Here is a 24,884-nt window from a genome sequence, read left to right as displayed (position 1 = left end):
AAAGAGAAATCATGATAAAATATATAAAACTTAAAACTATTGCACTTTCAGCCATAACGGCTTTAGTGTTCACTTCCTGCTCAGATGATTTTACCGAGGTAGAGTCTAAGGGAAGTGTTTCTTACGGGAATTTCTGGAAAACAGCAGATGATGCAGAATTAGCCATCAACGGCATGTATGACGAAATGAAAACTTCAGAAATGTTTGGACGAGGTTTCTTTTGGTACATCAATGCTTCTGATGATATGATTACCGGTCGTATTAAAGCCGATGCCGACAATGTGAAAAACTTTGTATGTACCGGGGACGAAGGATATACCGCTAATATGTATCCAAGAGCTTTTAAAGTGATTCGCAGAGCCAATGATATTTTAAAGAATGTCCCAGAAATGAATATCAGTGAGGATATGAAAAATCAGGCCATGGGAGAAGCATATTTTATGCGTGGTTTTTTCTACTTCTGGTTAGCACATAGTTATGGTGATGACGGTGAAAATGGAGGAATCCCGATTATTACCGTAGATAATATGGAAGATCCTGCAGGAAGCTACGAGCGTCCAACAAGCGTTCAGGCAAATTACGAGCAGATTGTAAAAGATCTTGAGTCGGCTGCAGAATTGTTACCACTTTTTACAGAGATGTCTAGCGCAGATTATGGTCACGCACATAAAGATGCGGCTAATGCTTATATCGCTAAAACATACTTATACTGGTCTCAATATGATGAGAGTAAATATGCAGATGTTGTTACTTATGCCGATAAAGTAATTAATTCAGGATCGGGTAGAGCTTTGATCGATACCGATAATCCAGATCAAGATTATCGATTATTACACAGTCATTTAAATAACTGGACCAGTGAATATATCTGGTCGGTAAACTCTGGAGTAAACGGAGGAAGCATTCTTACTGGTGTAATGCTAGAAAATAAAGGATGGAGTAAATACAATGGTTGGGGATACTATCAACCAACCGAAGAGTTGTATGAGTCATTTGAAGAAGATGACGCTCGTAGAGAAGTGACTATATTAAAATATGGTGATGAATTTCCATATTTCGGAGAAAACAGAAGTTATTATTCAGAAAACTCATTATCTGGATTTCAGTTTAATAAATATATGTATGAGTTCGGAGGAGAGTCTCCTATAGGAACAAATGTAAACAGCAATGGTGATGATCCATCAACCACTTATAATGTGCCCCTCTTGCGTTTTGCTGAAGTTTTATTGATGAAGTCTGAAGCTTTAATTATGCAAGGCCAAAACGGAGATGAACCACTTAATAAAGTAAGAGATCGTGCTGGTTTAAATGCAATTTCGGGAGCTACTATAGAAGACCTAAAACACGAACGTCGAGTAGAATTAGCAGGAGAATTTGCAAACCGTCATTTCGATTTAGTACGTTGGGGCGATGCCGAAGATGTTTATAGCAAGCCACTACACGGGCGAATTCACAGTGATAGAACTAATCCAGATTCCGATTATACAATTCAGGAAGTTTGGTCATCGAGAAACTACGATCCTACATATATGCATGTTTGGCCATTGCCAACAACTGTAATCGAAGGTTCAGGAATATCCCAAAACATCGGTTGGTAAAGTGTTAGTTTGATTTTAGTTTGTTTAATGGAGAGGTGCTATCCCTACTTAGCATCTTTCCTTTTTTTAGTATTATGAAAAAAATATTCAATTCAATATTTATATTTCTTTTTGGTTTTTCTGTTCTTCAGGCACAGGAAGCGCTTCATATTCATTCCCATAATGATTATGAACAAAAAGTACCTTTTTGGACGGCCTATGCAGCAGGAGCCAGCTCTATAGAAGCAGATGTTTTTCTGAAAAATAGGAAACTTCTTGTAGCCCATCATGAAAATGAAACTCAGGAAGAACGCACGCTAGAAAGTCTTTATCTAAAACCAATCGCTAAAGGTTTAAAGCTTGCGGTGATTAAAAACGAACCTATACAATTAATGATAGATGTAAAAACAGAAGCAACATCTACGTTAAAGCAAATTGTAAAAGCAATAAAAAGATATCCTGAAATCATCGAAAATCAGAATATTGAGTTTATTATTTCTGGGAACGAACCACTTCCTTCAGAATATAAAAACTATCCAGAATTTATTTCTTTCGATTATCAAAAATTAGAGCCACTTACATCAGAACAATGGGATCGAGTGGCTATGATTAGTGTAGATTATAAAAACTACGCCGGCTGGAATGGTAAAGGAAGATTTACTCACGAAGATTTACAAAAGGTAACCGCTGTTATTGAAGAAGCACAAAGTTTTAATAAACCTTTCCGATTTTGGGGAACACCAGATTCTAAATCGGCTTGGAAAGCTTTTGAAAAATTAGGTGTTAATTATATTAATACCGATGAGCCATTTAAATGTGCTTCGTACTTATTTTCTTTAAAAGATCGCGTTTATAAAAATGAATTATTTGCTGAAGTTTACAAGCCTACTTTCGAACATGACGGATTGCATGAGCCAGTAAAAAATGTCATTTTATTGATAGGAGACGGGAATGGTCTTTCTGAAATTTCATCTTCAGTTTTAGCGAATAACGGAAATCTGACCTTAACGCAATTAAAAAATATAGGTTTTATAAAAACATCTTCTGCAGACGATTTTACAACCGATTCTGCTGCTGCTGGAACTGCTTTAGCTACCGGAGAAAAAACCAATAATCGCGCTATCGGGGTAAATATAGAAGAGAAATCGATACCAAATTTAACAGAGATCTTAGACGCTAAAGGTTTTAATACCGCTGTAATTACTACAGATGAAATAACCGGAGCAACACCATCTGCATTTTATGCACATCAAAAAGACCGCGGAATGAATGCTGAAATTGCTCAGGATTTATTGAAAAGTAAATTAACATTTTTTGCCGGTGGAGGCGCAAAGTATTTTACCGATCAAAAAATATTTGATATTGTTCCAGGTGTGAATGATATCGCTAATAGCAAGGCCGATAGATTAGGATTTTTTATGGCTGAAGGGGAAGCACCTTCAACATTAAAAGGTCGTGGTAATCTTTTGCCAGAAACAGTAGAAAATGCATTAACTTTTATGAATTCTGAAATGCCATTCTTTATGATGGTTGAAGGAGCTCAAATCGATAAATTCGGTCACTTTAATGACGTTTCAGGAATCGTAAGTGAAGGGATAGATTTTGATAAGGCAATTTCAGAAGCGATTCAATTTGCAGATAAAAATCCGGGAACCTTGGTTATTGTTACTGCCGATCACGAAACTTCTGGTTTTAGTATTCCGCAAGGAAATGTCGAAAATCATCTAATTGAAGGAGATTTTACCACTCATGATCATACAGCTACTATGGTTCCGGTATTTTCTTATGGTGTGTATTCCGATCTTTTTAGAGGAGTTTACGAAAATAACGAAATTTTCAATAAGATTCTAGAAATCGTAGACGAGCGATAATTCAAAATTCTCTTGAAAAACAAAAGCTCTAAATATCGATTTAGAGCTTTTGTTTTTATCATAGTAAATGTGATCCCTAAAAATTATGTTTCTAATCTTCGCGATATTAAATGAAATTCAATAATTCATTTGAAAAAATAGCGATATAATTATTCTGTCATTTTTTATAACTACGAGCTTCAAGAATTGCCTGAATATCCTATTTTTGCGGGAAAATCTACTTCTTATGTTAAAACTCTACACGCTCCTAGTGGCGTTTTTTTTATGTTCTTTTGTGTCTTTCAGTCAAAATACCATTTCAGGAACAATTAAAGACGACAAGAATAATGTTATTACCGAAGCTTATATTTTAAATCTTAAAAGCGGCCACCACACGCATAGTGATGCTCAGGGAAATTTTAGTATTTCAGCTAAAAAAAATGATAGTATTAAAATTCATCATATTGGTTTTGCCACTCAATATTTAAAGGCAAATGGAGCGGAGTTTTATACGATAAAGCTTCAAACAAAGATGAATCTTATAGACGAAATAGTTATTGCTCCAAAAATCAATGCTCTAAGTATCTTTTCTGAAATAAATACCCGTGTAAATCCTGTAAATTCATCTCAGGATCTATTGCGTTATGTGCCGGGATTATTTATCGGTCAACATGCAGGTGGCGGAAAAGCAGAACAGATTTTTCTTCGTGGATTTGATATCGATCATGGTACCGATATTAATGTAAGTGTAGACGGTATGCCGGTAAACCTGGTTTCTCATGCGCACGGACAAGGATATGCAGATCTTCACTTTTTGATTCCAGAAACGGTAAACGGAGTCAATTTTGGCAAAGGACCTTATGCTACAAACAAGGGAAATTTTTCTACCGCAGGTTTTGTTTCTTTTGAAACTAAGGATCGATTAGATGACAATTTAATAAAAGCTGAAATTGGGCAATTTAATACCCAACGTTTAGTAGGAATGTTTAAGGTATTAGATTCTGAAAAAGAATCGGCCTATATCGCTTCAGAATACCTGGGGACAGATGGCCCGTTTGATAGTCCGCAGTTATTTAGCCGAATTAATTTAATGGGGAAATATGTTGGTCAACTTTCAGCTAAAAATAGATTTAAAGCGATCGTTTCATATTTCACGAGTGAATGGGATGCTTCCGGGCAAATTCCGCAGCGAGCAGTGGAATCTGGTTTAATTTCAAGGTTTGGTGCTATTGATGATACTGAAGGTGGAGAAACCAGCCGAACAAATATCATTTTAAATAACGAATATCAGATTGACGATCAGTCTGGTTTATCTACTACTTTATTTTATTCAAAATATGATTTTCTGTTATTCTCTAATTTCACTTTTTTCCTGAATGATCCTGAAAACGGAGATCAAATTAAACAAAAAGAAACTCGGGAGCTTTTTGGAGTAACGAATACCTATCATCATAAATTTTATACCGATAATTTTAATGGAGATTTTGAAGCCGGAATTTCCCTTAGAAATGATCAAAGTCGAAATAACGAATTATCACACACGGTAAATAGGGCAGAAGTTCTGGATTCTTTGAGTTTCGGCGATATTAACGAGACAAATTATTCGGTTTTTGCCAATGCAAATTTTCACTTCGGAAATTGGACACTAAATCCAGGTTTGCGATTAGATTATTTCAAGTTTGTCTATGAAGACGGACTTATTCAGCAATACACGAATAATGCTGAAAACAAAACCGCTTTAAGTCCAAAACTGAATATTCTATATAACCTTAAAGACAATGTTCAGCTTTACTTAAAGTCAGGTAAAAGTTTCCATTCGAACGATACTCGAGTTGTAGTTCAGCGTGAAGGAAATGAAATACTACCCGCAGCTTACGGTAGTGATATTGGATTTATATGGAAACCTGTGCCAAAATTAATTCTGAATACTGCGCTTTGGTATTTATATCTAGAGCAGGAATTTGTTTACGTTGGTGATGAGGCAGTTGTAGAACCAAGCGGAAAAACAGTGCGTAAAGGATTCGATTTTAGTTTACGCTATCAGCCATTTGATTGGTTGAATTATGATCTTGATGTTAATGGTACCTTAGCCAGATCTAAGGATGAGCCAGACGGTGAGGATTATATTCCGCTAGCGCCAGATTTTACATTAACTTCCGGAATAAACATTATTCACCCTTCAGGAGTTTACGGTGGTTTACACGCAAGACATATGAATTCCCGTCCAGCAAATGAAGATAATTCTATCACTGCTGAAGGCTATACAGTTTTCGATTTTAATGCAGGCTATCGTTGGAACCATTTTGATTTTGGACTTTCGATACAGAATATTTTTGATACCGATTGGAACGAAACTCAATTTGCAACAACTACGCGTTTAGCTTCTGAAACGCAACCGGTAGAAGAAATTCATTTCACACCGGGGACACCGTTCTTTTTAAAAGGAATTATTTCGTATCGATTTTAGATAAATAAAGCCCGAATTTGAATAATTCGGGCTTTATTTTTTCTATTCTATTGATTTTATTTCTTCTCAGCATTGATAAGGATCGGTTCACCGAAACCTAAGTTTGTTAATTTTTCAAGTTGAGTTTCAGCATCACCAACAATTAAATAATACATCCGTTTTGGATTAATGTATTTCTTAGCCAAATCTTGCACTTCAAGAATCCCTAAGTTATTTACTATTTCCTCGCGTTGTTTAATATAATCGTATTCTCGGTTATAATTACTTATTTCACTAAGCATATTCAGTTTTGCATCTAAAGTTTCAAATTTCCGCATGTTACTTTTAATCATATAACTTTTAGTAACATCGAGGTCATGTTGATTAAAATCTTCTGAATAATCCTTTAATATCTGCTGAACAAGCTTTGCTGCATCATCTGTAATGTTGGTTCTAACTCCGGTTGAAATCATGAACGGACCAACATATTCATCACCAAAAAATCCAGAGCGAATTCCATAAGTATAGCCTTTACCTTCTCGCAATTGCTGAGTAAGTTGTGAAGCAAAACTACCACCACCTAATCGGTAGTTCATAACTTCAGCAGGATAAAAATCTTCGTTTTTGGCAGACATTGCCGGAGCTCCAAATCTAAAAACAGATTGTTTTGCACCCGGAACATCGTAAAAATAAACTTTTGATTGCTGCGGAAGTTGAGGTTCTGGCAATTTTGGAAGCTGAACATTTTTCGCTGGCCAATTCGCAGAAAGTGATTTTAGAGCATCGGTAGCCAGATTTTTATGGAGCGCTCCAACCACTAAAAATTTGGTTCTCTGTGGCGTTAAATTCTCTTTATAGTATTTCTTCAAATTCTGAAGACTTATCGCTTCTACTGAAGCTTTTGTGCCTAGAGGATTCTTAGAAAGTATATTTCTTTTACCGTAGATCAATTTCTGAAATTCCAGATCTGCAATAGCGTTTGGATTTGCTTTTTCTTCTTCCAGTTGGCTAATCACCTGTTGTTTTGCCAGTTTAAATTCCTCTTCGTCCCATCTGGGTTCTAATAGAATTTCTTCAACAAGAGCAATCGTTTCTTCGAAGTTTTTCGCTAACGTTGTTCCAGAAATACTAATTTGAGTTTTACCTGAATTTATTCGAATATCAGCACCTAGCAGCGCAATAGCTTCTTCTAATTCTTGCGGCGTTTTTGTTGCAGTTCCTTTGCCTAAAACTTCTGCGAGTAAATTAGAAACCCCGGTTTTGTTTATATTTTCCAATAGAAGTCCGCCATCCATTTGAAATTCAAACTTCACTAATGGAACTTCGTCATTGGTAATTCCATAAACCTGCATACCAGAGGGCATAAAATCTTTCCAAACTTCAGGAGTAGAAAGTTCCGGTGTAGCAGCGTAAGGTGGTTCTACCGTTCTATCGAAGCTCGAAGGAATTCTTTTGTAAGACGCTTGTTGCGAGGCATCAAAATCTTCTTCAGCATTTTCAACAATTTTTTCTTCTTCAATTTCAGCAAGTTCAGAATTTTCTAAAGCTAATTGTGTCTCACCTTTCGGAACAAAACTGGTAGCGATGTAATTTTGATCTTTAATGTATTTATTAAATACACGCATCACATCCTCTTTGCTAACCGCTAAAAGTTTATCCATTTCTTTATTAATAAAGTTAGGATCGTTAGCGAAAATCTGATATTGGGCTAATTGAAAGCCTTTTCCTAAAACGCTACTTACGCTATTATAAAAGCTGGTTTCCTGTCCCGCTTTGATTCGTTTAAGATCTTTGTCTGAAATTCCATTTTTGGCAAATTCAGCAAAAGTTTCATTTATAGCTTTAGCAACGCTATCCAAATCTTTTCCGTTATAAGCTCTTATCTGAAGTAAAAGTTCGCCAGCAAGTTCTGAAGTGTAATTATACATTCTTACCGAACCGGTGAGCTCTTTTTCTTCAACTAATTTTTTATACAAGGGCGCATTTTTTCCGCTACTTAAATATTCTGAAAGAATTGAAAGCGCATAGGAATCTTCGTGATACGAATAAACGCTAGGCCAAGCCATAGTGAGTTCAGGTAGACGTGCAAAATTATCCTCGTAATATAGTTTTTTGGTCTCCTTAAGATTTACTAACTGCTTTTCTTGTCTTTTGATTTCCTCTCCTGAAGGAATTTCATCAAAATATTTATGAACCCATTGTTTCGCCTGCTCTTTATCAAAATCTCCAGCAATCGTTAATATGACGTTGTTAGGTACATACCACTGATTATAAAAATCTTTTACGTCTTGCAGTGTCGCATTTTGCAAATCTTCCAGACTCCCGATAACCTGCCAATTGTAAGGGTGATTTTTAGGATAAAGATTTTTATCAATTACATACATCGTAGGTCCGTATGGCCGATTATCATAATTTTGGCGTTTCTCATTTTTAACGACCTGCTTTTCTTTTGCTAAAACGGGTTCGGTTACGGTATTAATAAAATAGCCTAATTTGTCTGCTTCTGCCCAGATCATTTTCTCTAAAGCATCTTTAGGAACAGTTTGAAAGAAGTTGGTGCGATCGCGGCTGGTAGAGCCATTCGCTCCAGAACCACCAATTCTTGCACTCATTTTATCTAGTCCGCCTTTGCCCAGATTCTCCGATTCTAAGAATAATAAATGCTCGAATAAATGCGCAAAACCGGTTCGATCTTCTTTCTCTCTAGCCGAACCCACATGCGCGGTAAGCGCAACCGCCACCACAGGATCAGAATGATCGGTATGCAGTATCACTTTAAGTCCGTTTGATAAGGTAAAACTCTCAAAGTTTACTTTTAGAGAACTCTTTTCTTGTGCATTGGCTGTATAAACAGCCAAAAAGCACAAAAAAGCAACTATTTTTTTGAAGGTCATTTTTTACAATATTAAATTTCAGCATTCAGCATTCAGCATTCAGCATTCAGCATTCAGCATTCCTGTCTAGACTCTAAGATCTATTTTCTAGCGTCTCTAATTCTATTTCACCATAAACAAAGCATTCGCGAAAAATAACTTTCCGTTTTGCCAGAATGATCTGAATAATGGATTATCTGCCATATAAATTATGCTACCACGCCCCATATTTTCTTCAGCAAAAACAACAGAATTTTCTAGTGTTTTATAGGCTTCACTTCCTACAAATCCAGAAACTACCTGAGGTTCCTGCATATAAGCAACGTTATAACCATTGCTAAGAAGCCCATAATTACTACTGCTCAACTTTAAACTGAAATATGTTTTATCATATCCAAAAGCTAGTGGATGTGTATTGTCAACTGTGGTTTTTACAATACTTCCCGGGCTATTGCTCTTAATGCTTTCACGCTGTCTCATTCTGTAAGGTGTAAGATTTGGAGTATTGGCATTTTCTTTATTTTCTTCAACTTTATTCTGGGTAATACTGAAACCATCTTTACCTGCAAAATTGCCTATAGCTCTACCGATTGTGATCATTTTACCACCAGCATTTACAAATTTTTTAATTTTCTTAAGCGCTGCATCTCCTAGAGCGCTTCCGTAGTAACCTTCAGGAAAAATTAGAATATCATAAGAGCTAAGATCGATTCGGTTTAAATAATCGGTACCTAAGGCTGTTATCGGGAAATTTAGTTCCTGTTCAAAGAAATACCATATTTCGCCATAGTTTAGCGAAGAAGTTCCTTCGCCACGAAGCACCGCAATATTAGGATTTCTGATAAGCTTTATGTCGGGCGATCCAAAATCGGGTCCGCTACTTACAAAACTTGTGTTGGCAACGGTCAATTCTCTTTCAAATTCATTAGCAGTTTCAACTACAATCTCGTTGAAATTTTCTAAGTTTTTATTATCACTTTTGGTAATTACTAAAGTCCCGGCATTAAAATTTTTTCCTTCTGAAGAAAACGGAAGTTCACTAAATCTAACTTTTACTTCTTGTTTTAATAAAGCCGCTAGAAATTCAGCATCTTTAATACTTTTCCAGTTTGCGATATAGCCAGCACCTTCAGCATTTATTATATTGCTGATTTTCGATGTTTCAGCATTTCTTTTTCCAGAATAACTTTTAGAACTCGCAACTGCATCAAGTCCATAAGCATAAGGTAAACTCCATGCCGTAATATCGTAAGTAACCGAGTCGTTAAGTTTCGTTTTAGGTTCAAAAAGCACTTCTACCATATGTCCTTTTGGTTGCTGAGTGCTTACCAAAAGTGTTTGATCGGTAGTAGTTAAACTTCCATTTTCGTTTTGTGTAAAACTATACCCAGAAATTTTTTCTCCTGAATTCGCTGTGGAATATTTGATTTCGTGACGATCTAACAATTTTTTTAGCGCATCGATTTTATCTTTATTTCCGTTAAGCGCAAAAGTTTCATATTTTCTGTCGGTATTTTTAAAGTAGTTGCTGAATTCACTCGCCAGTTCTTCTGCATTTTTAGAAGCCATTTCTACGGTTGAAATTCCCGTCGTAAAATGATGATCGATACGATCTTTTAAAGTAAGCGTATGTTCCTGATCGGTTTTAATACCTAATCCTCCACGGCCGTGACCTGCTTGCTCGTAAGTCATTCCAATTGCACCCATGTAAGTAGGATAGGTGTCACCATAGCTAGGATAAAGTAAATCGAAACTTTCTTTAGTGAAAAATAACCAACCTTCTTCATCAAAATATTTAGCATTGTTTTTACCGATTCTAGTCTGGAAATCTCGTTGAAACGGTGTTATGATATCATGAAAAGGTTCGGCTGCGGGAGCAAAATAATAAGGGTTATTTATTCCCTGTTCATGGAAATCGACATGAATATGCGGCATCCACTGATTGTAGATTTTTAATCGACTTCTGGTTTCTACTTGTGTAGCCCAAACCCAATCACGGTTAAGATCATATAAATAATGATTTGGTCTTCCGCCCGGCCATGGTTCGTAATGTTCGGCAGCATCTTGGGAAGTATTAAAAGGTGTTTGCCGTACCTGATTGTACCAATTCGCATAACGATCACGTCCATCTGGATTTACACAAGGATCGATAATAACGACCGTGTTTTTTAACCAATCTTGTTTTTTGGTAATCAGATTATAGAGTGTTTTCATGGCAGCTTCGGTACTAGAAGCTTCGTTACCATGTACGTTATAACTTAACCAAACGATCGCCTTATCGGTAGTGGGGTTACCTTCTAAGATTCCGGTTTGTTTTAAGTGGTTTTTCCTGATGTCTTCGATGTTTGATAAGTTTTCTTCCGAAGAAATTACCGCGTAAGTGAGTGGTCGTCTTTCGTTGGTTTTACCATAAGTGTGGTAAGTTACCAAAGCTGAATTTTCTGCGATATGCTCAAAGTAATTAACTACATCTGCATGTCTGGAAAATTGGCTACCGAGTTCGTATTCTAAAAATTCTGAGGGCGATTTTACCTGTGCTGTAAGGCTTATAAAACTAAACATTACGAAGGCGTAAAAAAGTAATTTATTCTTCATAAAATAATGGTGGGGTTATCGTTAGGGTAGTAAAGATAGCCTAGATGGGCGAATTAACTAAAAATTAGTGCAAAAAAGTTAAACATTCGGTATCTTAGCAAACTCAAAAAAAGTCTATGCCTACCGATTGTATTTCGTATTCCGAAACCAATTATTTTTCCAAACTTATTTTGGATTATCTGGATCAAAAGGAAGAGTTAGCTTCTTTTTATAATCGCTTCCCAGTGATTGGAAATTTTGAAGCTCAGATTAAAGAAAAACAACAACATTTTTCTTCGGAAAATCGAGAAGTTTTAGTTGAAAGTCTAAAGAAACAGTATGAGTGTTTTGAAATTTCAGAATCCACTTTGGCCAATATCGAAGCGCTTTCTAAGGATACTACGTTTACAATTACTACCGGGCATCAATTAAATCTTTTTACAGGTCCGCTTTACTTTTTATATAAGATCATTTCTGTAATTAATCTTACTAAGATTCTTAAAAAAGAGCATCCTGAATATGATTTTGTACCCGTTTACTGGATGGCTACCGAAGATCATGATTTTGCTGAAATTAATTATTTCAATTTAAACGGAAAGAAATTTCAGTGGAATTCAGAAGAAAAAGGAGCAGAGATTGATGCGGTAGGTTATTTGTCTACTGAAGGTTTAGAGGAAGTTTTCGAACTTTTTTCCGCAGAAATAGGAGGCGGGCAAGATGCAGATTATCTAAAATCATTGTTTAAAAAAGCCTATTTAGAGCATAACAATTTAACCGATGCCACACGTTATTTGGCTAACGAGCTTTTTAAAGCGTATGGATTGGTAATTATGGGCGCGCAGCAGCCAGAACTTAAAAAGCTTTTTACTCCTTATGTTGAAAATGAATTGCTACAACAGCAATCTTATGAAAGTACTAAAGAAAAAAGTGCAGAATTAGCCAATTTGGGTTATACCGTTCAGGTAAATCCACGTGAAATCAATCTTTTTTATCTGAATAAAGGTTATCGAGAACGCATTATAAAGAAAGATGATAAATTCTACGTTCATGAAAAGCAAATTGAATGGACACAAGATGAAATCTTAGCTGAGCTAAAGGAATCTCCGCAACATTTTAGCCCAAATGTGATGATGCGCCCGCTTTTTCAAGAAGTGATATTGCCCAATCTATGTTACATTGGCGGCGGCGGCGAATTGGCTTACTGGTTGGAGTTAAAAGATTATTTTGAAGCTGAAAATGTGCCTTTTCCGATGTTATTATTGCGGAATTCAGCATTAATTCAGACCGAAAAGCAAAGAGAAAAGCGAGAGAAATTAGCCATTTCTAATAAAGAGCTTTTTCTTCAGCAACATGAACTTATTAATAGAAAGGTTCGTAAAATATCGAATATTGATATTGACTTCAGCAAACAAAAAGAACATTTAGTGAATCAGTTTCAGGAAATGTATGATTTAGCTGGAAAAACAGATCATTCTTTTTTAGGAGCAGTAAAAGCCCAGGAAGTAAAACAATTAAAAGGACTAGATCATCTTGAAAAGCGCTTATTAAAAGCACAAAAGCGAAAATTGAAAGATGAGGTAAGCAGAATTGCAGATTTGCAAAATCAATTATTTCCTAATCGTAGCTTACAGGAACGGCAAACCAATTTTTCTGAAGTTTATGCCATTTACGGGCAGGAACTTCTAGAGAAACTTTTTGCTGAATTAAACCCATTAGAACAACATTTTAAAATTATCACCTTTGGATCAAAATAAAATGCATACCATAGATATGGATCTGGTTGAAATGACTTTAGATGTCATGAAATATACCATAGATCGTATCTCGAATATTACACCGGAGCTTGGATCTCCAAAAAAAGAATCAGAATTATTAGAGATGGTTGGAGAAACCATCACTCCAGAAGGTATAGGTGGCGAAAATGCTTTTAAAATGTTTAAAGACGTTTTAGTAAAAGCTTGCGTGCCTATAGATCATCCAAGACATTTAGCTTTTGTACCAGCGGCACCTACGCGAGCAGCGATAATGTTCGATTTGGTAACCTCTGCCTCTAGTATTCATGGAGCTTACTGGATGGAAGGAGCAGGAGGTATTTTCTGTGAAAATCAAGCTATGAAGTGGATGGTCTCTTTAACCGGATTACCAGAAACCGCTTTTGGTGTGTTTACCAGTGGGGGAACGGCCGCAAATCTTTCTGCAATGGTCGCTGCAAGAGAAGAATGGAGAAGAAGATCTTCTGATAATGTTAGCGTTCGTGGTTTGTTACTTACTTCAGATGGTGCACATAGCTCAGTACAAGCCATGGCGAAAGTGATTGACGCAGATGTGGTGATGATCGACAATAATGATGATAAACTTACCGGAGCAGCACTTAAGAATGCGATAGACGAGCTTGAAGAAAAAGATAGAAAACGACTTTTTGCAGTCGTAGCAACTGGAGGAACAACAAATGCCGGAATTATAGATGAATTAGATTCTATTGCTGAAGTTTGTGAGCAGGCGAATGTTTGGTATCATGTAGATTGCGCGTATGGTGGTGGAGCACTTGCAGCAAACTCGGTTAGACATTTATTCAACGGAATTGAAAAAGCAGATAGTATAACTATCGATCCTCATAAATGGTTATTCTCACCTTATGATTGTGGCGCTGTGATTTATAAGAATTTGGATCACGCGAAAAATGCTCATTCTCAAAAAGGGGCTTATTTAGAGATTTTTAAGGACGAAGGTGCGCAAGGTTTTAATCCAGCAGATTACCAAATACAATTAACAAGAAGAGTGAGAGGAATGCCACTTTGGTTTTCTTTAGCGATGCACGGTACCGATAAATATAGACAAGCCGTAGAAAGAGGTATCGAGCTTGCTCAAATTGCCGCTAAAAAGATAGAAGAAATTGATCATTTAGAGTTGGTAAGACCATCGAGCTTATCAGTAGTTCTATTTAGAAGAAAAGGATGGACAGCAGATCAATATCGCGATTGGACATATAAAAATCACAATTCTGGTTTTGCCTTGGTGACTCCAACGAAATGGGAAAAAGAAACTATCGCGCGTTTTTGTTTTATCAATCCAGATACTACAGAAGATGATATCGATAAAATATTAGAATCTATGAAGTAATTTATAGTTCAAAAATATATAAAGTAAAAAGCTGAAAGCTCATGATTGAGCTTTCAGCTTTTTTGGTTTAATATTTAAAATTGAACAATTAAGGTTAGAACTTTGAACAAACTTAATATTAGTTTGTACCTACTACTAATTAGTCAATCTCGTATTCCAATCTCATCGTAATGCTAGCGGTCTTCTTTTTGTCAGCCGTATTATAAGCACCACTCCAACTGTAATCTTCGCCACTATTTTGGCCGGTAATCTGGAAAACGCCCATATCTGCGCTTTTCAAATCGCCTAGAGTTCCTCCTGAATTTTCTGCGATGCGCTCGGCTCTTAATCGAGCATCTTCAGTAGCTTTCGAAATCATTTCAATCTTCAGGTCGGCAATCTTAGTATAATAATAGCGCGGAGGCGTAGAGTTAAATTGCACTCCTTTATTTAATAATTCAGTAATCTCTCTGGCAACACCCTCGATTAATTCGACATTGTTAGATTCAATCTTCACACTTTGTGTAAGCTCATAGCCTCTAAAAATGCTGCCGATATAATTACCGTCTTGGTACTGCTGTTCTCGTTGCTCATTCGTTTGTACTGAATTAAAAACGATATTGCTTTCTTTAATACCTTTTTGAATTAGATAATTTCGAACGGTACTTTTATCACGATTAAGCTCGTTGTAAGCGCCTTCAAGATTTGGACTCATTTGGCTAAATTGCCCTTCCCAAACTATAAGATCTGAAGTGAAATTCTCACTACCAGCACCAGTTACAGATATTGTTCCATCTGGATTAGCTCTACTTACATAGGCATCACCCAAAAACCAGGCAGCAATTACAATGGCAATTGAAAAAATTATAGCACTAATATATTTCATAGACTGTAGTTAATTAGGCTATAAAATTAAGCTTTTAATAGGTAGTATTATTGCATAAGTTGAAAAACTATTATGGCAATTCCCACGACGCAAATTACCGTCATGATGTAATACACCAATTCTAATATCGATCGGGATGGATGTAGAGAGTTCATCAACTCTTCTTCTGTTCGGTTAGTCATTCTTTGGGGATTTAGGTTAAGTTAAAAATAGGTTAAAACAAATAAAGTGCAAATAGTTTGAATAACCAAAAGATGTGTAGAAACCACTTACTAAATAGCATTTTCTTAATATTATTAACATTTATTGTACTTAGGTATCATTTTGTTAAATACTAGTATTAAATAGAGTCTAAAATATTTGTCGAAAAGTAAGTGTAAAATAATTGTAGATTGTATTTCATTTTTAGTACAAATTCTTAATTTTGCGCATGCAAAATAACGTACTCATCTTAGACTTCGGTTCGCAGTATACGCAATTGATTGCAAGACGCGTAAGAGAATTGAATATTTACTGCGAAATCCATCCATTTCACAAAGTTCCACAAGACCTTTCAGGCTTTAAAGCGGTTGTCCTTTCAGGAAGTCCGTTTTCAGTAAGAGCAGAAGATGCTCCGCATCCTGATTTATCTCAAATTAGAGGGAAATTACCTTTACTAGCTGTTTGCTATGGCGCTCAGTATTTAGCCCATTTTAATGGCGGTAAAGTAGAACCTTCTGAAACTAGAGAATATGGTCGAGCAAACTTATCTGTTATTAAGGATGCAGAACCTTTATTTGAAAATATTAAGGAAGGCTCTCAGGTTTGGATGAGCCATAGTGATACGATAAAAGAATTACCTGAAAATAGTGTACGCCTTGCAAGTACAACCGATGTGCTAAATGCAGCGTATCGAATTGAGGGTGAAGAAACATTTGCAATTCAATTTCATCCTGAAGTTTATCACTCTACCGATGGAAAGCAATTACTAGAGAATTTTCTAGTAAATATTGCTGGAGTAACGCAAAGTTGGACTCCGGGTGCTTTTGTAGATTTGACGGTAGCCGAGTTAAAAGAGAAGATTGGTGGCGATAAGGTAGTTTTAGGACTTAGTGGGGGAGTAGATTCTACGGTAGCAGCAATGCTTTTACATAAAGCTATTGGTAAAAACCTTTACTGTATTTTTGTAAATAATGGTCTGCTGCGTAAGAATGAATTTGAAGATGTTTTGCACCAGTATAAGGATATGGGACTAAACGTAAAAGGAGTAGATTCTTCTGCACGTTTTCTTGATGCTTTAGCCGGAATTAGTGATCCTGAATTGAAAAGAAAAGCGATAGGTAACACTTTTATCGAAGTTTTTGATGATGAGGCGCACGAAATAAAAGATGTAACTTATTTAGCACAAGGAACTATCTATCCGGATGTTATCGAGTCTATTTCGGTAAACGGACCTTCAGTAACAATTAAATCGCATCATAATGTAGGTGGTCTACCAGATTTTATGAAATTGAAAGTGGTAGAGCCATTAAGAATGCTTTTTAAAGATGAGGTACGAAGAGTAGGAGCCGAGTTAGGTATAGATAAAGTTCTATTAGGACGCCATCCATTCCCTGGCCCAGGTTTGGCAATTCGAATTTTAGGCGATATTACTGCAGAGAAAGTAAGAATATTGCAGGAAGTAGATCATGTTTTTATTCAGGGACTTAGAGATTGGGGACTTTACGATAAAGTTTGGCAGGCCGGAGCAATTTTGTTGCCGGTACAATCTGTAGGTGTAATGGGAGATGAGCGTACTTACGAGCAGGTTGTGGCTTTAAGAGCAGTAGAATCTACCGACGGTATGACGGCAGATTGGGTAAATTTACCTTACGAATTTTTGCAAAAAACTTCGAACACAATAATAAATAGAGTAAAAGGCGTTAATAGGGTAGTGTATGATATAAGTTCTAAGCCGCCAGCTACGATAGAATGGGAATAGAATTTGTATTGCACCTATAAAGCCAAAATTCAACAAAATGAGATACCTTTTTTTAATTTGTTTTTTCTGTATGATGAGCGTTTCTGGATTTGCCCAGAAGTTTAAATATCACACAGTTAAAAAAGGAGAAACTGTTTACAGTATTTCCAAGGATTATGATATTTCTGAAGAAGATATTTATAAATATAATTCAGATGCTAAAAATGGTATTGAACAATCATCTAAGCTGGTTATTCCTATTGCAGAAAGAGACAAAGGAATGCCAGCTAAAGTTGGTACTTCTAGCTTAGAGCCTGTTGAGTTTAAGCAGCACAAAGTTGAGAAAAAAGAGACGCTTTTCAGCTTATCCCAGCAATACAATGTTGAAGTTGAAGCTATAAAGCGATATAATAAGCAATTATATTCGAAAGAACTACAGAAGGGCGAAACTATCCGAATTCCAGTTTTTAGAAAAATTGATCGCGTTGTAGCCAAACCTGAAAAATCTTCAAAAGAAGAAATTAGACAGGAATTTGACGAAAATGAGATAAGAGAGCATGTTGTTTTACCGAAGGAAACCAAATACGGGATTGCCAGAAAATATGGTCTTACAGTTAAAGAATTAGAAGCTCTTAATCCTACGGTAAATGTTTTACAACCCGGAATTATGCTGAAGGTAGGAACTAATGTTTCTCCAGAGCCGGTTGTGTTACTAGATAAGAAATTTGAGTTTTATGAAGTGAAGCCGCAAGAAACATTATTTGGACTTGCACAGCGCTTTCATGTAACTCAGGATTCTATTTTAGCCTTAAATCCTATCATAGAAAAAGAAGGTTTAGAATGGGGAATGGTTCTAAAAGTACCTAACCCAGAAGAACAGAATCCAGATAATTGGGTAGAACCGACATTAACTAGTGAAGCAGAAGAATTACAGGGAAAGAAATTAAATTTGAAGGATTCTCTGTCTAATTTCAGGCCTAAGAATTTGGTGTTTATGCTTCCGTATAGTTTAGATAAATTAGGACTTGATTCAACTAAAACTTATAAAGATGCGATTTTAGATGATCGCGTTTTAAGAATAAGCCTGGATTTTTATAGTGGTGCAAAAATGGCGATCGAAGATGCCAAAGAATTAGGCATAAGCACTAATGTAAAAGTGTACGATACCAAAAGAAGTGCTTCGGAAATTGCTAATACTATAAATACAAACAGTTTTCGAGATGTCGATGCGGTGATTGGGCCGTTTTTACAATCCACTACTGAAGCTGCTGCACAAAGACTGAAATCTGAGAATATTCCGGTTTTTACTCCGCTTTCAGATAAAGAAATGCAAGGCGCTAATAATTTATTTATAGCACGACCTACTAAAGTATCTATGGCGAATACGATGATTGATTATCTTCGTAAATTCGGCCAAGATAAGAATATCGTCATCGTTGCAGATGCTAACGCTTATCAAACCAAAAATAAGATTAATCAAATATTTCCTTCAGCAAGAGTAATCAATGCCAGTAACGGTTTTGTTTCCGAAGCTAGCCTGAAAAATGTTTTGGTACCCACAGCTCAAAACTGGGTGATCTTAGAGTCGAGTAGCGTAGGTATTATTAGTAGTACAGTTTCAGCTTTAAATCGTCTTTTAAGAGATGAATTGAATATCACGCTTTTTACGACAAGTAAAAGTGATAGTTATGACAATGAAAGTATTTCTAACGCAGATTTAGGAAAGTTGTATTTCCATTATCCATCAGTAGAAAAAGAATACGATCCAGAGATTTCTTCAACGTTTTTAGAGAAGTACGAGAACGAATTTGGAGTTACACCTAATCAATATGCTGTTAGAGGTTACGATTTGACTATGGATGTTTTATTGAGATTGGCGGCTTCTAAAGATATTTACGCCTCTTTTAATGACTTTAAAGGTTTTACAGAATATCACGAAAATAAATTTTTATATGAGCCGCAGACTGGTGGCGGATTTAGAAATAAGGCCGTTTATATTCTTCAGATAAATCCAGACTTAACTTTACAAATAGCCGATGACAGCAAAAGTAACATACTTAGGGAATTTAAGGACTGAGGCAGAACATCTGCAAAGCAGTACTAAAATAATAACAGATGCTCCAGTTGATAATCATGGTTTAGGAGAGTCTTTTTCGCCAACCGATGCTGTAGCGACCGCTTTAGCTACCTGTATGCTAACAATTATGGGTATTAAGGCTGAAGCAATGGATATTTCCATTAAAGGAGCAACTGCTGAAGTTATCAAAACAATGGCGAGTGAGCCTAGACGTATTTCTAAAATCGAAGTAAAGCTAACTTTAGAATCAGATTTGGAGGATAAGGATAGAAAGATTTTACAGAATGCCGCCAAAACCTGTCCTGTGTTTTACAGTTTACATCCTGATATTGAAAAAGATATTCAGTTTATTTATGCATAGGTTTTAGATATTGACTTTCGTAGTTTGTGGTAAAGTTTCAGTATTTTAGGAACTATGCTAACACCAAATAGTTTTCGTCTTTCAATAGATAACCAAAATCAAAATAATGGAAGTTTACAATCAGCCAGAACAACCTAATTACATTTCACCAAAAAAATGGGCGCTTTACGTTTTTGTAGCGGGTCTTCCGTTTATTGGTATTATTATGCTTTTAGTATGGGCATTTGGTGGAGATTTAAATCATACACGTAGAAATTGGGCTAAAGGAATGCTTTTACTTTATGTGATCCTTATTATATTGAGTATTATTTTCTTTGTTTTTCTTGGAGGTGTAGCACTTTTATCTGGTATAGGTAGTCAGAACTACTAACCTTATAGAACCCCAATTAAAATTTATATTTTTAGGATTTCGATGGTAACTATTCTTTACTTAAAGATTAGTTACCATACGAGCTTTAATTTTTTATTGAAAATTATGTTTCTTTTAGAAGTGAGTATGTAGAATTAATAAAATCTAATGTCGAGAATGATACAGAGTTATAGGAGAGAAGAATGGAAAGAGATAGAATTTGATGACAAGATTTCTGAAAAAGAAAAGTTTAAAATATCAAATTTCGGTAGAGTAATAAATTGTAAAACCGACAAAGAATTTTTGGTTAAAAAATACTATATAAACGGTTATCAGAACTTGCCGGTAAAACAGAAAAAGAACGGAAAGCAGACGAGTAGATACGTTCACAAACTTGTTGCAGAGCATTTTTTGGAAAGAAATAACGGAGTTTTTGTTATTCACCTCAATTACGACAAAACTGATAATCGTGTTGAAAATTTAAAATGGGCTACGAAAAGAGAAAAGGAGCTGCATCAGTTCAGCCATCCAGATTGGGATGAAGTTGTTAGAAAAAGGAGTAAAAATATTGGTAAACTAAGCGCAGGTAAAGTGAAAATTATCAAGCGTCAATTAAAAAATAAAAACAATAGGCTGAGCATGATTGCAAAACGTTTTGGCGTGTCTGATATGCAAATCCAAAGGATAAAAACAGGCGAAAATTGGAGCACGGTAACTGAATAATTATCGTTTATAAAAAAAATATATACCTTATAGCGAATTATTTGAGTTTCGCGATAAGGTATATTTGTTTCTGAATCTGCAAAGAAACTAGAGCTTCGTAAAGCATATACAAATACGTTGAAACTAGATCACCAACTACTTTAAATTGATTTCAGTAACATTCTTTTCAGTCATTTCGAAGTGATCCATAATTTCAATAATAATTTCAGTAAGAGGTTTTATTAATTTAATTTATACTGAAATTTGACCAATTTTAAGTATTCTTCTGCGAAGTTATCTTCAAATATACCTTGCTTCAGCTTTATCGAAACCCAAGAGTTGCTTAAATCTACATTTGAAAGATTATTATAATATTGCGTTTAAATATCCTCAAAGAATCTGTTTTTCAGAAGTTTTACAGTTACAGGTTCTTTTAAAGTCAAATTTGTATATTTAGACTTTACCATTATCATGCAATTAAAACAGTACTTCTTATTGGGTATCTGTCTAGCTTTGTTCAACATCCCCTTAATTGCTCAAGAAGACAGACTAGTTTCTGATGCAGCTTATGCTGAAAAGATCTATTTACAAACAGATCGTAATTACTATTTTACAGAAAGTACCATTTGGTTTAAAGCTTTAGTGCTTAATAATCTTGATCACAAACCCTCAGAACGTTCTGGGGTCTTACACGTTGATCTAATAGGTCCAGATAAACAGCTTGTTAGTCAGAAATTGGTGAAAATTATTAATGGCTCCGGGCACAATTCTTTTGAGCTCCCCGCTACACTTTCAGAAGGAACTTATAAGATTCGAGCATTTACACGTTGGAATCGTAATTTTGGTCAGGATTTCATTTTTTCAAAATATATAACTATTTATCCAAAATCTTCTATAGATGAGAAGGTTATCAGTGATGTGAAAATTGTTGAGCAAAACGAAGGCAATTTTCTGAAAGCGATCATTCAGCCCAAAAAGTTAGATAGTCTACATGGAAATAAAATTCTTGTCGGTTTAAATTTCAATGGAACTAAAACCGATTCCGTAGCACTGAAAAAGGTTGATGATAGCTTTGTTTTGGATTATAAACTTTCAGGTAAACCGGATTTTGTGAGTATCGAGTTGAAAACTGACAATGGATTTAGAGCTGCTAGAACAATTGGTTTAGAAACCGAAAAAATAGATCTACAATTTTTACCTGAAAGCGGAAAAATGTTGTCTGGCTACAATAATGTTTTAGGAATTAAAGTTTTAGATTTTAAAGGTGATGGGCGCTATACTGAAGGAATTGTTATAGATGAAAACCAAGATACTATCTCCTCTTTTAAAGCGAACGATTTGGGAATGGGGATGATTATTTTTCGTCCTGAAAAAGGTGAAATTTACACCGCCAAAATAACTAATACCGAAGTAAAAACAGAAGCGCATAAAATTCCCGAAGCAATTGAAAATGGAGCTATACTTTCAGTAAGGAAATCTGGAAGTCGTATTGGTTTTATAGCAACTAATACACACGACACAGATTCGCTAACAATTCGATGTAGTTTCAGAGGTGTGAATATGTTTGATATTAAAGGGAAGGTGACCAATAATCAATTTAATACGTCTATAGCTTCCAGTAAATTTCCCTCAGGCATCAATTGTTTTACACTTTTAAATCAAAATCAAATTCCGGTTGCGGAACGTTTATTTTTTAATGACCAATCTGAAGACGATCTTAAAATAGAGGTGGAAAGCGATCAGAAAGAATATCTTTCGCGAGAAGAAACCAATCTTAGCATAGTTATTAAAGATAAAAACGGAAATCCTGTTGAAGCGAACTTCTCTGTATTGTCTGTAGCTAATGATCACTTAGAAACGAATTATAAAAAACACAATTCAATTTTGTCTCATTTCTATCTAACTTCTGAACTTCGAGGAGAAATTGAAGATCCTGGATCTTATTTTAATAGAGATGATGCTTACAGGTTTCGAGATATCGATGTTTTATTGCTTACTCAGGGATGGCGTAATTATAAATATGATACCAGTAGCGTAGCTTTTAATTTTTATGCTGAACCTATTTTAACTTTGGAGGGAACAGTAAAAAGTGCATTATTTCAGAAGGTTAAAGAAAATGTAGAAATGTCGCTAATGTCCTTTGGTGATCAGCCAATCCTTCAGACTAGTGAAACGGATAGTCTAGGCAAATTTTATTTCAATATAGATGATCTTGAAAATGATTCGAACGAAATTGTAATTCAAAGTAAAAAGAAAGGCAATAAGCGAAATTTTGATATAGAAATTAATAGAAATGAACCACCTTTAATTTCCTTTGAAGAACGCTTGAAAATTGAAAAGCCCGACAGTGTTTATTCAGAAATAATAAAACAGGAACGACAAAAATTCCAAAAAATCAAAAGTTATGAAATGGCTGAAGGCATAACTGAATTAGATGAAGTTGTCGTGGAAGCTTACAATATGACTGAGGAACGGCAGAAAACTGCTGATCTTGCCGGAAAACCCGATGTTGTCATAAAAGGAAGTGATATCCAGGAAAAAGAGAAAGATTGGTCTTATGGGCTTTATAGTGTTTTGTTATTCAACTTTCCTAATGATATTAGAATACAAAGGGATATTCAGGAACCTGGAGCGAGTTTAAGCGCCACAGTTATGGGTGGCGCCGGTGTTACCATTATGATGATCGACGGAATAGTAGTAAATAATCTTAATTATCCACTGATTCCTAATATACCGCCAAGCGAAGTTAAAAGTGTTGAAATTATTCGATTTGCTAAAAACTTTTCGCGATTATTTACAGAAGCTTATCCATACGCCAATCCTAGAGAAATTCCACCTCAAGGTGATGTCATTGCGATATATACACATGGTAAAAAAGGAATTTTTGGGGCACAAAAGCCTAAAGGTATTTTAAGAACCTCGGTTAGTGGTTTCGCAAAATCAAAGTCTTTTTATCAACCTAATTACCAAAATAAAGATCGGCTTGAAAGCGAAGAACCAGATCTTAGAACCATAATTTATTGGGAACCTGAAGTAGCGCATACGCCAGAAGCACCTACAGAAATTTCATTTTACAATCCCGATGATGTTGAAGAAGTTTTAGTAATTATAGAAGTTATTACTAAAAATGGTCAAATTGGATATAAAGAATTTTTATACCCTGTAAAAAGTAGCGATCAGGTTATTTCAAATTGAAACTCGAAATGTCATTTTTAACTGCTTCAAATTCTTCAATAATTTCAGTTACAATCTCTGCAGCGGGCTTAATTTTATTAATTAATCCTGAAATTTGACCAATCTCAAGTTCACCTTCTACCAGATCTCCTTCAAACATGCCTTTTTTAGCTCTAGCGCGACCTAGGAGTTGCTTTAAATCTTCTTTTGAAGGATTGGTATCGTAAAGCGTTTCAATATCTTCAAAGAATTTATTTTTCAGAAGTCGTACAGGTGCAAGTTCTTTTAAAGTCAATTTGGTATCACCTTCCTGCGCTTCAACAACCATTTCCTTAAACTTAATATGTGAAGAAGCTTCTTCTGAAGCTACAAACCTACTTCCAATCTGTACGGCATCGGCGCCTAACACCATCGCTGCCAACATCCCGCGACCAGTTGCGATTCCACCTGCTGCGATAATCGGAATCTCAATTTTTTCTTTTACCATCGGGATAAGCGTGAAAGTGGTAGTTTCGTCTCTTCCGTTATGTCCACCGGCTTCAAAACCTTCAGCAACAATTGCATCTACTCCAGCTTCCTGAGATTTCAGAGCAAATTTTACGTTACTTACTACATGAACAACGATAATTCCATTTTCCTGTAAGTATTTGGTCCAGGTTTTAGGATTCCCGGCAGACGTGAAAACTATAGGAACTTTTTCTTCGACAATTATGCGCATAATTTCTTCCGCATTAGGGTAGAGAAGAGGCACATTAACAGCAAAAGGTTTGTCGGTAGCTTTCTTGTACTTTAAGACATGCTCTTTAAGCACTTCAGGATACATAGAACCCGCACCAATAATTCCGAGTCCGCCAGCGTTGCTCACAGCACTCGCCAGTTTCCAGCCACTTGCCCAGACCATACCAGCCTGGATAAGTGGATATTTTATATTGAAAAGTTGAGTGATTCTATTAGTAGACATTGCAGTTGTTTCCTGC

General features: G+C 35.7%; 16 protein-coding genes. 11 read left to right on the top strand and 5 right to left on the bottom strand.

What is annotated here, in order from left to right:
* The first annotated feature begins 11 nt into the window (after window positions 1–11).
* The 3 genes from QWY91_RS07870 (at window position 12) to QWY91_RS07860 (ending at window position 5,894) form a co-directional block, all read left to right on the top strand.
* The gene (locus QWY91_RS07870) at window positions 12–1,598 is read left to right on the top strand and encodes a RagB/SusD family nutrient uptake outer membrane protein (RefSeq protein ID WP_290233441.1); all 1,587 of its coding nucleotides are present in this window, start codon (window positions 12–14) and stop codon (window positions 1,596–1,598) included.
* A 74-nt stretch (window positions 1,599–1,672) separates the two neighbouring features.
* Window positions 1,673–3,448 carry an alkaline phosphatase gene (locus QWY91_RS07865; protein ID WP_290233438.1) on the top strand — a complete coding sequence of 592 codons (1,776 nt, stop codon included), beginning with the start codon at window positions 1,673–1,675 and terminating at the stop codon, window positions 3,446–3,448.
* Between the two features lie 226 nt (window positions 3,449–3,674).
* On the top strand, window positions 3,675–5,894 hold the full coding sequence (locus QWY91_RS07860) for a TonB-dependent receptor (RefSeq protein ID WP_290233435.1): 2,220 nt from the start codon (window positions 3,675–3,677) through the stop codon (window positions 5,892–5,894).
* 56 nt (window positions 5,895–5,950) lie between these two features.
* On the opposite strand, the gene QWY91_RS07855 is transcribed toward QWY91_RS07860, so the two are convergent.
* Both QWY91_RS07855 and QWY91_RS07850 read right to left on the bottom strand, forming a co-directional pair.
* The gene (locus QWY91_RS07855; RefSeq protein ID WP_290233433.1) at window positions 5,951–8,767 is read right to left on the bottom strand and encodes a M16 family metallopeptidase; all 2,817 of its coding nucleotides are present in this window, start codon (window positions 8,765–8,767) and stop codon (window positions 5,951–5,953) included.
* A gap of 102 nt (window positions 8,768–8,869) precedes the next feature.
* Window positions 8,870–11,341, bottom strand: a complete 2,472-nt coding sequence (locus QWY91_RS07850; protein ID WP_290233430.1) for a M14 family metallopeptidase — start codon at window positions 11,339–11,341, stop codon at window positions 8,870–8,872.
* Between the two features lie 116 nt (window positions 11,342–11,457).
* Between QWY91_RS07850 and bshC the strand changes: the two genes are divergently transcribed.
* Complete coding sequence (gene bshC, locus QWY91_RS07845; RefSeq protein WP_290233428.1) at window positions 11,458–13,074, top strand: bacillithiol biosynthesis cysteine-adding enzyme BshC; 1,617 nt, start codon at window positions 11,458–11,460, stop codon at window positions 13,072–13,074.
* Window position 13,075: 1 nt separating this feature from the next.
* The gene (locus QWY91_RS07840) at window positions 13,076–14,440 is read left to right on the top strand and encodes a pyridoxal phosphate-dependent decarboxylase family protein (protein ID WP_290237072.1); all 1,365 of its coding nucleotides are present in this window, start codon (window positions 13,076–13,078) and stop codon (window positions 14,438–14,440) included.
* A gap of 139 nt (window positions 14,441–14,579) precedes the next feature.
* Here QWY91_RS07840 and QWY91_RS07835 read toward each other — a convergent pair whose 3' ends face one another.
* Window positions 14,580–15,305, bottom strand: a complete 726-nt coding sequence (locus QWY91_RS07835; RefSeq protein ID WP_290233425.1) for an SIMPL domain-containing protein — start codon at window positions 15,303–15,305, stop codon at window positions 14,580–14,582.
* Between the two features lie 47 nt (window positions 15,306–15,352).
* On the bottom strand, window positions 15,353–15,487 hold the full coding sequence (locus QWY91_RS07830; protein WP_290233422.1) for a hypothetical protein: 135 nt from the start codon (window positions 15,485–15,487) through the stop codon (window positions 15,353–15,355).
* A 248-nt stretch (window positions 15,488–15,735) separates the two neighbouring features.
* Between QWY91_RS07830 and guaA the strand changes: the two genes are divergently transcribed.
* From guaA to QWY91_RS07800, 6 genes are all read left to right on the top strand, one after another.
* Window positions 15,736–17,265, top strand: a complete 1,530-nt coding sequence (gene guaA / locus QWY91_RS07825) for a glutamine-hydrolyzing GMP synthase (protein WP_290233419.1) — start codon at window positions 15,736–15,738, stop codon at window positions 17,263–17,265.
* A gap of 37 nt (window positions 17,266–17,302) precedes the next feature.
* Window positions 17,303–19,321, top strand: a complete 2,019-nt coding sequence (locus QWY91_RS07820; protein WP_290233417.1) for an amino acid ABC transporter substrate-binding protein — start codon at window positions 17,303–17,305, stop codon at window positions 19,319–19,321.
* Window positions 19,281–19,682 carry an OsmC family protein gene (locus tag QWY91_RS07815; RefSeq protein WP_290233414.1) on the top strand — a complete coding sequence of 134 codons (402 nt, stop codon included), beginning with the start codon at window positions 19,281–19,283 and terminating at the stop codon, window positions 19,680–19,682. The genes QWY91_RS07820 and QWY91_RS07815 overlap by 41 nt, the downstream gene beginning before the upstream one ends.
* 106 nt (window positions 19,683–19,788) lie before the next feature.
* On the top strand, window positions 19,789–20,052 hold the full coding sequence (locus tag QWY91_RS07810) for a hypothetical protein (protein WP_290233412.1): 264 nt from the start codon (window positions 19,789–19,791) through the stop codon (window positions 20,050–20,052).
* A gap of 156 nt (window positions 20,053–20,208) precedes the next feature.
* Complete coding sequence (locus QWY91_RS07805) at window positions 20,209–20,754, top strand: HNH endonuclease (RefSeq protein ID WP_290233409.1); 546 nt, start codon at window positions 20,209–20,211, stop codon at window positions 20,752–20,754.
* Between the two features lie 474 nt (window positions 20,755–21,228).
* Entirely contained in the window at window positions 21,229–23,928 is a 2,700-nt protein-coding gene (locus tag QWY91_RS07800; RefSeq protein ID WP_290233406.1) for a hypothetical protein, read from the top strand.
* On the opposite strand, the gene QWY91_RS07795 is transcribed toward QWY91_RS07800, so the two are convergent.
* Complete coding sequence (locus tag QWY91_RS07795; protein WP_290233403.1) at window positions 23,915–24,868, bottom strand: NAD(P)H-dependent flavin oxidoreductase; 954 nt, start codon at window positions 24,866–24,868, stop codon at window positions 23,915–23,917. The genes QWY91_RS07800 and QWY91_RS07795 overlap by 14 nt on opposite strands.
* Window positions 24,869–24,884: the final 16 nt, after the last annotated feature.

The sequence above is a fragment of the Zunongwangia endophytica genome, assembly GCF_030409505.1.
GTDB lineage: Bacteria > Bacteroidota > Bacteroidia > Flavobacteriales > Flavobacteriaceae > Zunongwangia > Zunongwangia endophytica.
Note: the sequence above shows the minus strand (reverse complement) of the source record. Positions and strands in the feature narration are given on the sequence as shown.